The organism is Serratia sp. LSHTC3 (assembly GCF_057197125.1).
In genome coordinates this window covers 1,019,929-1,031,428 of the sequence record NZ_JBXUNP010000002.1, presented here as the reverse complement: position 1 = coordinate 1,031,428, position 11,500 = coordinate 1,019,929, and the positions used below count along the sequence as shown (strand labels likewise).

At 61.2% G+C, this 11,500-nt stretch carries 11 protein-coding genes; 5 read left to right on the top strand and 6 right to left on the bottom strand.

Annotated elements, in window-relative coordinates; genetic code table 11:
• Positions 1-195: 195 nt before the first annotated feature.
• Entirely contained in the window at positions 196-1,134 is a 939-nt protein-coding gene (tus, locus tag AC2CGI_RS12260) for a DNA replication terminus site-binding protein (RefSeq protein WP_015377774.1), read from the top strand.
• Here tus and AC2CGI_RS12255 read toward each other — a convergent pair.
• From AC2CGI_RS12255 to AC2CGI_RS12245, 3 genes are all read right to left on the bottom strand, one after another.
• The gene (locus tag AC2CGI_RS12255; protein WP_004938508.1) at positions 1,124-1,492 is read right to left on the bottom strand and encodes a VOC family protein; all 369 of its coding nucleotides are present in this window, start codon (positions 1,490-1,492) and stop codon (positions 1,124-1,126) included. The genes tus and AC2CGI_RS12255 overlap by 11 nt on opposite strands.
• 90 nt (positions 1,493-1,582) lie before the next feature.
• On the bottom strand, positions 1,583-2,272 hold the full coding sequence (locus AC2CGI_RS12250) for a helix-turn-helix transcriptional regulator (RefSeq protein ID WP_015377773.1): 690 nt from the start codon (positions 2,270-2,272) through the stop codon (positions 1,583-1,585).
• 1 nt (position 2,273) lies between these two features.
• Positions 2,274-3,164 (bottom strand): LysR family transcriptional regulator, encoded by an 891-nt coding sequence (locus AC2CGI_RS12245; protein ID WP_021505430.1) that lies wholly within the window; start codon positions 3,162-3,164, stop codon positions 2,274-2,276.
• A gap of 103 nt (positions 3,165-3,267) precedes the next feature.
• Here AC2CGI_RS12245 and AC2CGI_RS12240 point away from each other — a divergent pair, with 103 nt between their 5' ends.
• Positions 3,268-3,933, top strand: coding sequence for a peroxiredoxin-like family protein (locus AC2CGI_RS12240; RefSeq protein WP_076740259.1), 666 nt, complete (start codon positions 3,268-3,270; stop codon positions 3,931-3,933).
• Between the two features lie 41 nt (positions 3,934-3,974).
• Here the strand turns inward: AC2CGI_RS12240 and fumC are convergent, their stop codons facing one another.
• Together fumC and AC2CGI_RS12230 are read right to left on the bottom strand one after the other, a co-directional pair.
• Positions 3,975-5,372 carry a class II fumarate hydratase gene (gene fumC, locus AC2CGI_RS12235; RefSeq protein ID WP_004938497.1) on the bottom strand — a complete coding sequence of 466 codons (1,398 nt, stop codon included), beginning with the start codon at positions 5,370-5,372 and terminating at the stop codon, positions 3,975-3,977.
• A gap of 232 nt (positions 5,373-5,604) precedes the next feature.
• On the bottom strand, positions 5,605-5,937 hold the full coding sequence (locus AC2CGI_RS12230) for a hypothetical protein (RefSeq protein WP_015377770.1): 333 nt from the start codon (positions 5,935-5,937) through the stop codon (positions 5,605-5,607).
• Positions 5,938-6,415: 478 nt separating this feature from the next.
• Here AC2CGI_RS12230 and manA point away from each other — a divergent pair, with 478 nt between their 5' ends.
• On the top strand, positions 6,416-7,594 hold the full coding sequence (gene manA, locus AC2CGI_RS12225; RefSeq protein ID WP_076740260.1) for a mannose-6-phosphate isomerase: 1,179 nt from the start codon (positions 6,416-6,418) through the stop codon (positions 7,592-7,594).
• Between the two features lie 141 nt (positions 7,595-7,735).
• Positions 7,736-9,268: a YdgA family protein gene (locus AC2CGI_RS12220; protein WP_015377768.1), complete on the top strand. Its 1,533-nt coding sequence runs from the start codon at positions 7,736-7,738 to the stop codon at positions 9,266-9,268.
• 43 nt (positions 9,269-9,311) lie between these two features.
• On the opposite strand, the gene AC2CGI_RS12215 is transcribed toward AC2CGI_RS12220, so the two are convergent.
• Positions 9,312-10,466 (bottom strand): serine hydrolase domain-containing protein, encoded by a 1,155-nt coding sequence (locus AC2CGI_RS12215; protein WP_076740261.1) that lies wholly within the window; start codon positions 10,464-10,466, stop codon positions 9,312-9,314.
• Positions 10,467-10,568: 102 nt separating this feature from the next.
• Between AC2CGI_RS12215 and AC2CGI_RS12210 the strand changes: the two genes are divergently transcribed.
• The gene (locus AC2CGI_RS12210) at positions 10,569-11,477 is read left to right on the top strand and encodes a LysR family transcriptional regulator (RefSeq protein ID WP_021505436.1); all 909 of its coding nucleotides are present in this window, start codon (positions 10,569-10,571) and stop codon (positions 11,475-11,477) included.
• The last annotated feature ends 23 nt before the right edge of the window (positions 11,478-11,500 follow it).

Genomic DNA, 11,500 nt, shown 5'->3' with positions numbered 1-11,500 from the left:
AACAGAAAAAATCCATCAATGAATCAAACCCATACCAATGCAAAGTCTATTTCGCGCCCTGCTGTAGAAGTCCCTCTGGCGTATTTTTCGCTGACAAGCCGGGTGGCCAGTGAAGCCGCTCTCTCTTCGTTTGCCTATGTTGCCCCCAGTCGGCCACTCTTCTATAGTATGTTGTAACTAATATGGGGGTGTGCGATGAGCAGATACGATGTGATTGGCCGAATGAACGCCTGCTTTAACGAGCTGGAGCAGGCGCTCGGCGCGTTGCAGCAGCAGATCGCCCCGCTGCGGTTGCTGGCGGCGCGGGTGTTCAGCCTGCCGGAGGTTGAAAAAGGCCAGGAACATCAGGCCATTTCGCATATCGCGGTCGAGCAGCATGTGGGGCAAGCGGCGCGCGATCTGGCGCTGGAGCATTATCAGCGGCTGTTCATTCACCACAACCGGGAGAATGTCAGCAGCAAGGCCGCCGTGCGCCTGCCCGGCGTCATCTGTCTGGCGGTGGAGCAACCGGAGTATCAGGCGCTGCAAACGCAGCTGGCGCTGATCAACCGCCTGAAGGGCGAACTGGAGCAGATTATCACCGTCGATTCCGGCCTGGCGCCGGAGCAGCGTTTCGAGTTCGTGCACACCCATCTGCACGGGCTGATTACCCTCAGCGCCTATCGCACCCTCACTGCCCTGACCAATCCCGACTCCGTGCGCTTCGGCTGGGCCAACAAGCACATCATCAAAAACGTCAAGCGGGACGACATTCTGGCGCAGCTGGAGAAAAGCCTGAAAGCCGGCCGCGCGGTGCCGCCGCACAGCCGTGAACAGTGGGCCGCCCTGGTCAGCCGTGAGATCGACGACGTCAGCCGGCTGCCGCAGCAGGCGACGCTGAAGATCAAACGGCCGGTAAAAGTGCAGCCGATCGCCCGGGTGTGGTATCAGCAGCAGCAAAAACAGGTGCAGCACCCCTGCCCGCTACCGCTGATCGCCCTGTGTCAGGTTGAAAGCGGCGCCGCGGTGCCGAAGATCGGCGAACTGCTCAACTACGACGCCGAGGCGGTGAAACACCGTTACAAACCCGACGCCAGGCCGCTGCGGCTGCTGGTGCCGCGTCTGCACCTGTATACCGACGACGCTACTCGCTGAGGGCATACACCCGCAGGCGATGGCCGTCCGGATCTCGCGCCACGAAGGTGTAACCGAACTCCATCTCGGTCGGCGTTTGCTCGATAGTCAGCCCAAGTTCGCGCCACTGGTTATAGCGCGCCTCCACTTCTTGCGGATCCTGGCATAAAAAGCCCAGTTCACCGCCGCCCCCGGTCAGCGTGGCGGCGGGTTTTACCCCCTGTTTGGCCCACATCCCCAGCTTGAAGCCGTTGTTGAGCACGAACAGGGCAAAGCCGGGCGAAAGCTCCACCGGCGCCTGCCCCAGCAGGCGTTGATAAAAGGCGGCGCTGTTGAGCGGGTTGTCGACGTAAAGCAGGGTCATGCTGGGAAGGGTCATCGGTCTGTCCTTTGGGTGATGGGAACCGGCCGGTTCCCGATAGGCACAGACTAAGGCGCGCGACTGACAGTTTATGGCAGCAGCGTGCCGCTATTGCTCCGCAATGCCCTCGCTGAGGCGCCACTCTTTCAGCAGCCGCCGCCGGCCACGCGGATAGCGCTGTGCAAGCGGCGTGGCGGCCTGAATGCGATCGAGACGAAAATGGCGAAAGGCCTGACGCAGCTCGCACCAGGCGACCAACATCTGAAACTGATCGAAAAAACCCAGCGCAAAGGGCCACAGCAGGCGTTCGCTGCGCTGCCCCGCCAGATCGAGGTAGTCGATATGCAGTTTGCGCTCGCAGCGGATGGTGTCTCGGATCAGCACCCGCATCTCATCCGCCACCGGCGGCGCCTGAACCGGCGCGATAAGCAGCGTATTGGCCTCCAGCTCCTCCCGCAGCGCCGGCGGCAGCACCGCGGCGATCTTGGCCAGCGCCTGACCCGCCGCGCTCGCCAGTTGGCTGTCACCGCGGCGGCTGACCCAGCGCATCCCCAGCACCAGCGCTTCTGTCTCCGCCGGCGAGAACATCAGCGGCGGCAGCATAAAGCCGGGGCGCAGCACATAGCCGACGCCCGCCTCACCGGCGATTTCCGCCCCCTGCTGCTGCAGCGTGGCGATATCGCGGTACAGGGTGCGCATGCTGATGCCCAGCGTCTGCGCCAGCGCATGGCCCGCCACCGGATAACGGTGGTTGCGCAGCAGCTGCATCAGATCGAGTAAACGTTGTGCGCGCGACATATCACGGCTCCCTGCATAGCGCGGTTTGGACAAAATCGGCAAAGGCCCGCGCCTTGGCCGAAACGAAATGGCCGCCGGGGAACACCGCCCACAGCGCCAGCGGCGGCAGTTGCCAGTCCGCTAATACCGCTATCGCCGCCCCGCTTTGCAGCTCGCTGCGAAACAGGCCTTCGCTGGCGACGGTGGCGCCAAAGCCCGCCAGCACCAGCTCGCGTACGCACTCCGCCGCGTTGACCCGCATGCGCCCCGGCAGCCGCAGCGCGCGCTGCTCTTCTCCGCGGCTGAAGCGCCACTGCTCGCCGCCGCCACGGCGATGGTAAATCACCATCTCGTGCTGCAACAGATCTTCCGGCCGCTGCGGCATACCGGCAGCGGCAAAATAGCCGGGCGTGCCGATCACGCATTGCTTTACCTCACCCAGCTTGCGGGCGGTAAAACCGGAATCCTCCAACTCGCCAACACACAGGGCAATATCGATGCCTTCTTCAATCAGCGACAGATTGCCGTCATCCAGCAGCAGATCAACGTGCAACCGTGGATTGGCGCGCATAAACGCCGTCAAATCAGGCAAGGGAACGATGCGGGCGAACACCGCCGCCGAAGCGACCCGCAACCGGCCGCTCAGGGTCTCGCCGGCGCTCTGCACCAGCGCTTCCGTCTCCGCCAGCTCGTTCAGGATACGCCGGGTGCGTTGATACAGCTGCTGTCCCGCATCCGTCGGCTGCAGGCCGTGGGTCGAGCGCAGCATCAGGCGCGTGCCGAGCTGCTGTTCCAGCCGCGCCACCGCTTTTGAGACCGCCGGCTGCCCCACGTGCAGCCGCCGCGCCGCCGCGGTAAAGGAGCCGCTCTCGTAAACGCAGGCATAGGTTTCGTAATCGGCAAATTTACCCATGGCATTCCTTGTTGGAATAACTGTTAGCATTTATTGCAGTCTACACGCGCCATTTTGGAATGGGCAAGATAAGCGCTCCCCCTCATTCCCGTCAGGAGAACGCATGACACTGCAAGACAAACTCGATGCCTTCAAAGCGGCATTCGAGGCCGACCAACTGCCGTTCAAACTCGCGGTGCAAGATCACGCGCTGATGCGTGAGGCGATCCAGGCGCAGATCGCGTCGGGCGTGGCCGAACGCGCCCTGAAGGTCGGCGACGCCGCGCCCGGCTTTACACTGTCGGACAGCGAAAACCGACCATGCTCTTCCACGGCGCTGTTGGCAAAAGGGCCGCTGGTCGTCAGTTTCTATCGCGGGATCTGGTGCCCTTACTGTACGCTCGATCTGCAGGCGCTGCAGGCCGCATTGCCCGCCATCACGCAGTACGGCGCGCAGTTGTTGGCCGTTTCGCCGCAGAGCGCGGTGCATAACCGCCAGGCCGCGCGCGATCACGATCTCACTTTTCCGTTGCTCAGCGATACAGGCAACCGTCTGGCGGCCCAGTTCGGCCTGCGTTACCGCCTGCCGGACGCGCTGATCGCCCTGTATCAACAGCGGCTCGGCCTCGATCTGGCGCAGTTCAACCAGGATGACAGCTGGACGCTGCCGCTGCCGGCGCGATTCGTCATCGCCCGCGATGGCCGTATTGTCTACGCAGAAGCGCACGCCGATTACACCCAGCGGCCGGAGCCGCAGGCGCTGTTATCGGTGCTAGAGATGTTGGCTTGAAAAGACGGGGCGCAACCGCGCCCCATTTAGGCATGACGTCATTATTTCTGCATGCTGCCGACCATCGCTTCCGGCCGCACCCACTCGTCGAACTGCGCTTCGGTCAGGTAGCCGAGCTTCAGCGCCGCGGCTTTCAGCGTCAGCCCTTCCTTGTGCGCTTTCTTGGCGATTTCCGCCGCCTTGTCATAACCGATATGGGTATTGAGCGCCGTCACCAGCATCAGCGATTCGTTCAGCAATTGGGAGATGCGATCGCGGTTCGGTTCGATGCCCACCGCGCAGTGCTCGTTAAAGCCCTGCATGCCGTCGGCCAGCAGGCGAATCGACTGCAGGTAGTTGTGGATCACCATCGGGCGGAACACGTTCAACTCGAAGTTGCCGGAAGCGCCGCCAATGTTCACCGCCACGTCGTTACCCAGCACCTGAGCGCACAGCATGGTCATCGCTTCGCACTGGGTCGGGTTGACCTTGCCCGGCATGATGGAGCTGCCCGGCTCGTTCTCCGGGATCGAAATCTCGCCAATGCCGCAGCGCGGGCCGGACGCCAGCCAACGCACGTCGTTGGCGATCTTCATCAGCGAAGCCGCCAGCCCTTTCAGCGCGCCATGCCCTTGCACCAGCGCATCGCAAGTCGCCAGCGCTTCGAACTTGTTCGGCGCCGTGACGAACGGCTGATGGGTCAATTCCGCCAGCGCTTTAGCGACGCGCACCGCGTACTCCGGATGGGTGTTCAGGCCGGTGCCGACCGCCGTGCCGCCCAGCGCCAGCTCGGCAATGTGCGGGATACTGTCCTCGATGTGTTTCAGATTGTGCGCCAGCATCGCCGCCCAACCGGATATCTCTTGCCCCAGGGTCAGCGGCGTGGCGTCCTGCAGATGGGTGCGGCCGATTTTGACGATATCGCGGTAGGCTTCGGCCTTGTCGCTCAGCGTCTTGTGCAGCACTTTCAGCTCAGGGATCAGGTGTTCGCGCAGCGCAATCACCGCCGCCACGTGCATCGCGGTGGGAAACACATCGTTGGAGCTCTGGCTTTTATTGACGTCGTCGTTCGGGTGCACCTTGCGCTCTTCACCGCGCACGCCGCCCAGCAGCTCGCTGGCGCGGTTGGCCAACACTTCGTTCATGTTCATGTTGGTCTGGGTGCCGGAGCCGGTTTGCCAGATTGATAACGGGAACTGGTCGGCATGGCTGTCCGCCAGCACTTCGTCGGCGGCGTTGATAATGGCGGCGCCCCGCTCGGCCGGCAGCAGCCCCAGATCCACGTTCACCTGCGCGGCGGCGCGCTTGGTCAACGCCAGCGCGTGGATCAGCGCGGTCGGCATCTTTTCGGAGGAAATACGGAAATGCGCCAACGAACGCTGGGTTTGCGCGCCCCACAGCTTGTCGGCCGGTACTTCGATGGGGCCCATAGAGTCTTTTTCGATACGAACGCCTGCCATCACGATCTCCTTAGCATAATTCCTAAAATTGTAGGGTTAGGCCGACGCGCTCCCCCCCACGTCGGCATGCACTCCCAGTATAGTGACATAATAACTATTCGCATTAAGAGAGTTATCTCACAGCACGTTTCATCTCTTTTACCCATTAACGACGCGGTTATTTTCCGCCGGTTAACCCGCGGTGAAATAAACGGCCGGGAATGAGCCTGGAGAATAAAAATCTGGATAACCATTAACGCGGATGACGCGCATTAAAATTATTGATGCGCTGCGCCTGTAAATGATTGAGTTCATCGATCCGTTGCTGCTGCAGATGATTGATCTCGTCGTAGGCGTCCTGCCGTTCATGATGCCGATACGCCCCGGTCACCGCCGCACCGGCGGTGAGTGCCAGCGGATGCGCCACAGGCGCTATCGCGGCGGGAACCGCGACCGGGGCGGGTGTGACGACGATCGGCGCCGGCGCGATCACCACGGCGCGCGGCGCCGCGTAGGGATAGGCGACAATCACCGCCGCCTGGGCTGCGCCGGTGCAAAACCCCAACAGCAACAACAGTGTTTTCATGCAACAGACCTCTTGTTTCGTTAAATCGACGTGTTAGCCGTTACGGTAAAGGGGTCTGACGCCCAGGTTTAAGCTCAGCGTGTGATAGCCCGGTGCAGCGCGAGAATAATAATAAGGGAATGGCTCAGACGGTAAAAAATAAATTCAGCCGACATAGTTTGACATGCTGAAAAAATAAATAATGACGTTGAATGACCAGGCTAAAGGCAATAATCCCCGTTGGGCCAAATAATAATCGATCGGCGGGTTTTCCGGGTCGCCTTGGGACCTGCGCGCCAATTGAGACGCCGATCGTTATCACGTTATACTATGGCCCCATTGCCGGGCGCGACGTTATCCGGCGTTTTTTTGATCGCGCCCATGATTTTTCCTGCCGACGCGGGCGTAGGATAGTCGTCGGCACAGATTTAGTTAACCGTATAAAATCAGTAGGTTATTGTCATCCAGTGCGACAATGACGTTAAGGACGTTTATCGACATGCAAAAAATGACCAACGCGGTACAGAATTACGCCTGGGGCAGCCACGATGCGCTGACCCGTCTTTACGGCATCGCCAACCCGGATAATCAGCCGATGGCCGAACTGTGGATGGGCGCCCATCCCAAGAGCCCTTCCCGCGTGCCGGGCGCCGACGGCGAACTGCGTTCGCTGCGCTTTCTTATCGATGAAGACCAGCCAAAACAGCTGGGCGCCGGCGTCGCCAGCCGTTTTGGCGAGTTGCCGTTCCTGTTTAAAGTGCTGTGCGCCGATCAGCCGCTGTCGATCCAGGTTCACCCGAGTAAAGCGGCGGCCGAGATCGGCTTCGCGAAAGAGAATGCCGCCGGCATCCCGCTGAGCGCCGCCGAACGCAACTATAAAGATCCCAACCACAAGCCCGAGCTGGTGTTCGCCCTGACGCCGTTCCTGGCGATGAACGGCTTTCGCGAACTGGCCGATATCGTTTCCCTGCTGCAACCGATCGCGGGCGCGCACCACGACATCGCCGCCTTCCTGCAACAGCCGGACACCGCGCACCTCGCGACCCTGTTCGCCAGCCTGTTGACGATGAGTGGCGAACAAAAATCGCTGGCGCTCGGCGTGCTGAAAGCCGCGCTCAACAACCAGCAGGGGGAACCCTGGGATACCGTGCGCTTTATCGCCAGCTTCTATCCGGACGACAGCGGTCTGTTCTCACCGCTGCTGCTGAACGTGGTGCAGCTCGCGCCGGGCGAGGCGATGTTCCTGTATGCCGAAACGCCGCACGCCTACCTGAAAGGCGTGGCGCTGGAGGTGATGGCCAACTCGGATAACGTGCTGCGCGCGGGCCTGACGCCGAAATTCATCGACGTGCCCGAGCTGCTGGCCAACCTGCAGTTCCGCCCGCAACCGGCTTCCGGCCTGCTGACCCAACCGGAGCAACGCGGCAACGAGCTGTTCTTCCCGATCCCGGTGGAGGATTTCGCCTTCTCACTGCACGATTTGACCGCCGCACCACAGGCGCTGGCACAGCGAAGCGCAGCCATCGTGTTCTGCGTCGCCGGCGAAGCGACGCTGGAGAAATCCGGGCAACGCCTGACGCTCAAACCGGGCGAATCCTGCTTTATCGGGGCGTTCGAATCCCCGGTCAACGTCAGCGGCAGCGGCCGCATCGCCCGGGTTTATAACCAGCTGGCCTAACCGTTGATAAATTTCAGCAAATTGCTTGCTGAAAGCGAGAGCTACCCCCACAATTAAACGCCTGCGGGCGTTTTTTGTCGGCCCCTATTTGCCCCTCCCATGCAACGGAGGGTGATAAGAAAAAAAGGATGAAACAGAGCTATGAAAAAATCGTTAGTCGCTGTCAGCGTCATTGTCGTTCTTGGCGCAGCATGGACCGGGGCATCCTGGTACACCGGGAAACAGATCGAGCAGCACATGGGCGAAGTCGTCGACAACGCCAACGGCCAACTGAAAGCCTACCTGCCGAAAGCCGGCGTCAAGCTGAGCTATGAAAATTACCAGCGCGGCCTGTTCAGCAGTAAAGTGCGTTATGTGCTGCGTTCCGACGGCACGGATACCAGTGAAAATGCGGCGCTGAAAGCCGGTGAAGAAGTGGCGTTCCTGGAAACCATCGATCACGGTCCGTTCCCGTTCGCGCAGCTGAAAAAATTCAACCTGCTGCCGAGCATGGCGTCGGTGCATACCGAGCTGGAAAACACCCCGGCGGTGAAAGGCCTGTTTGAAACCACCAAAGGCAAATCGCTGTTTACCGCCGATTCGCGCATCTCGTACAGCGGCGATACCGCGTCCACCATCGACTTTATCCCCCTGGACTACCAGAAGGATAAATCTTCGCTGAAATTCAGCGGCGCCACCATTGACGCCGATGTGTCCCGCGATCTGAAAAAATTCGCGCTGGACGCCAATAGCGACACTATCGTGTTCGCCAGCCCGAACGAATTCGGCCAAAATGAGCAGATCACCTTCCAGGGCTTCAACCTGAAAGGCAACAGCAACGAAAGCAAGTTCGGCGTGAAGCTCGGCGATCAGACGATGACGCTGAAGCAGTTCAAACTGACGATCGACGGTAAAGATACCGTGGCGTTGGACGGTTTCAATCTGGTGAGCAAGTTTGGCGAGCAAGGCAGCAGCAATATCGGTGGCCAGATCGACTACACCATGGACGCGCTCAAGGTGCAGGGCAACGACTTCGGTGCCGGTAAACTGACGCTGAAAATCGACAACGTCGACGGCAAGGCGCTGAAAGACTTCTCCGACAGCTACAACCGCCAAACCATGGCGCTGCTGCAGCAGGGCGAGAACCTGGATCCGGACGTCTACGAACAGCAGACCTCCGAGATGCTGCAAAAGAACCTGCCGCTGCTGCTGAAAGGCAACCCGAGCCTCAGCATCGCCCCGCTGAGCTGGAAAAACAGCAAGGGTGAGAGCGTCTTCACGCTGGATCTGGCGATGACCGATCCGAGCAAGGCCGCCTCCCCGGCACAATCGCCGGATCAGTTGATCGCGCAGGCGGTTAAAAAGCTGGATCTCAGCCTGACCATTCCGGAAGCGATGGCTACCGAAGTGACCGCGAAGACCGCCTTGTTGCAGGGCTATAATGCGGAAGACGCGCAGAAACTGGCGCAGCAGCAAGTGCAGGGCCTGGCGGCCATGGGTCAGATGTTCAAGCTGACCACCCAGAAAGACGGCGTGATCGCGAGCAAGTTCCACTACGCTGACAATCAGGTTGACCTGAACGGCAACAAGATGTCGCTGCAAGAGTTCATCGGCCAGTTCGCCATGCTGGGCGCCCCGGCGGAAGACGCTGAACCGGCTCAGGAAGCGGAACCCGCTCCGGCACCGGCGCAGTAATAGCCTGAAAACCTAACAAGGGCCCCCTGCGGGCCCTTTTTATTTACGCCGCATAAACCGCATCGCGGATCTGCTGCGGGTAGCGGCCGCACATGCCCTCAAATGCGGTATTGGTCAAGACAACCACGCTCAGCTGCGCCTGTGGATCAAAGAACCAGCTGTGGCCGTAAACGCCGCCCCAGGTCAGCGTGCCGGCATGCTGCGGCGTCTGCGCGGCGTCTGGATCCACCAGCAGCGCGCCGCCAAAGCCGAAGCCCCAGCCCGGCCCTTGCGTTTGCGCCTCGGCGCCGACGTGCGGACTGCGCAGCAACGCCACCGTATCCGGCTGCAAAATGCCCTGCCCGCCGCTGCGCAGCGCCTCCACCAGCCGCAGCACGTCGTCGGCATCACCGACCATGCCCGCGCCGCCGGAGGGATAAGCCTCCGCGTTAAGCGCGCGCGCGGGTGAAAACAGCACCTCGCCCCCCGCCATCTCCTCCGGCAGCGCCACCCGCAGGCCTTCATACATGCGCAGTGGCCCTTGCGGGGTGTTGTAATACGGCGTCGCCAGGTTCGCGGCGTCCGTCGCATGGAATGCGGTGTTGCCAAGCCCCAGCGGCTGCGCCACCCATTCGACAAACAGTTGCGGCAGCGACATGCCCGTCACCCGCTCCAGCACCGCGCCAAGCACATCGATCGCCAGCGAATAATTGAAGCGCTCCCCCGGCGCCGACAGCAACGGCGCCTGCGCCAACAGCCGCAGGTTTTGCTCCAGCGTCAGCGTCGACAGCTCCACGCCGTCCTGGATCCCCAACTGATGGTAAACGCCCGCCGGCGGTTGGTTCAGCCGATAGTCCAGCCCGGCGGTATGGCTCAGCAAATGACGGATCTTGATCGTCGGGCGCCGGCCGTCCGCCAGCGCCGGGGTAAACCACGGCAGCCAGTCGCTGACCGCATCGTCCAAGCTCAGCTTGCCTTGCTCAATCAAACGCAACGCCGCCAGCGTGGTATAGGGTTTGGAAACCGACGACAGCCGAAACTGCGTTTCCCGCCGCATCGGTTGCCGCGCTTCGCGATCGGCATAGCCGGCCGCCCCGGCGTAGCAAATTTCGCCCCGCCGCGCCACCAGCACCACGCTGCCGACGATGCGCCCTTCGGCCATCGCCTGTTGATCGATCGCCGCGATCCGTTCTGTTAACGCCTGTTGTATTGCCGACATGATTTTAATCTCTCTGAGGGAAAGTAAAACCAGTCTAAAATGTTCTTCATAAATTAAAATAAGGCATAATTTAATGAATCATTAAGCAGAGGTTATTGATAGATGAGTTCACTCCTGCAACTGCTGCCCTATTTCGAAGCCGTGGCACGCCTGGGCAACTTTACCCGCGCGGCCAGCCAACTGGGCGTCACGCCGCCGGCGGTGTCGCAAAACATTCAGGCGCTGGAGAATCAGCTGGGAGTGCGGTTATTTCACCGCACCAGCCGCTCGGTGCGCCTCAGCGACGAAGGCCGGTTGTTCTATCAGAAGGTGTCGCCGGCCATGGGCCAGATCGATGTGGCAGCGGACGATGTGCGCGCCCTGGGCGCACAGCCGGCAGGCCTGCTGCGCATTACGCTGCCGCAGTTGGCCGCTTCGCTGCTGGTAATGCCGCATCTGGCGGCGTTTCAGCGGCGCTATCCCGAGGTGCAGCTGGAGCTGTTTACCGAAGACCGCTTTTCCGATCTGGTGCTGGGCAGTTTCGATGCCGGCATTCGCATGCACGCCATGCTGCAAAAGGACATGATCGCCGTGCCGATCGATAACGGCCAGCGCCGGGTGCTGGTCGCTTCGCCTGACTATCTGGCGCGCTGCGGCGCACCGGCCACGCCGGACGATCTGCTCGCGCACCATTGCCTGCGCTACCGTTTTCCCGGCAGCGGCAAACTGGAACCCTGGTATTTCAGCCTGGGCGACGATGAACGCGCGCTGGACGTCAGCGGCAGTTTGATTTTTAACGAAGACAGGCTGATCAAGGATGCGGCATTGGCGGGGCTGGGTATCGCACAGCGTTTTCAGGGCACGGTGTTGCAGGAGCTGGCACAGGGGCAACTGGTGGAAGTGCTGCCGGGTTACGCCAGCGAAGCATCGGGATTTTTCATCTACTTCCCCGCCGGCAGACATCTGCCGCTCAAACTGCGCGCCTTTATCGATTTCATGCGCGAGCAACGTGAACGGCAGCATCGGTGGTAGGGGCGCCCCGCCGGCGCCCCTGA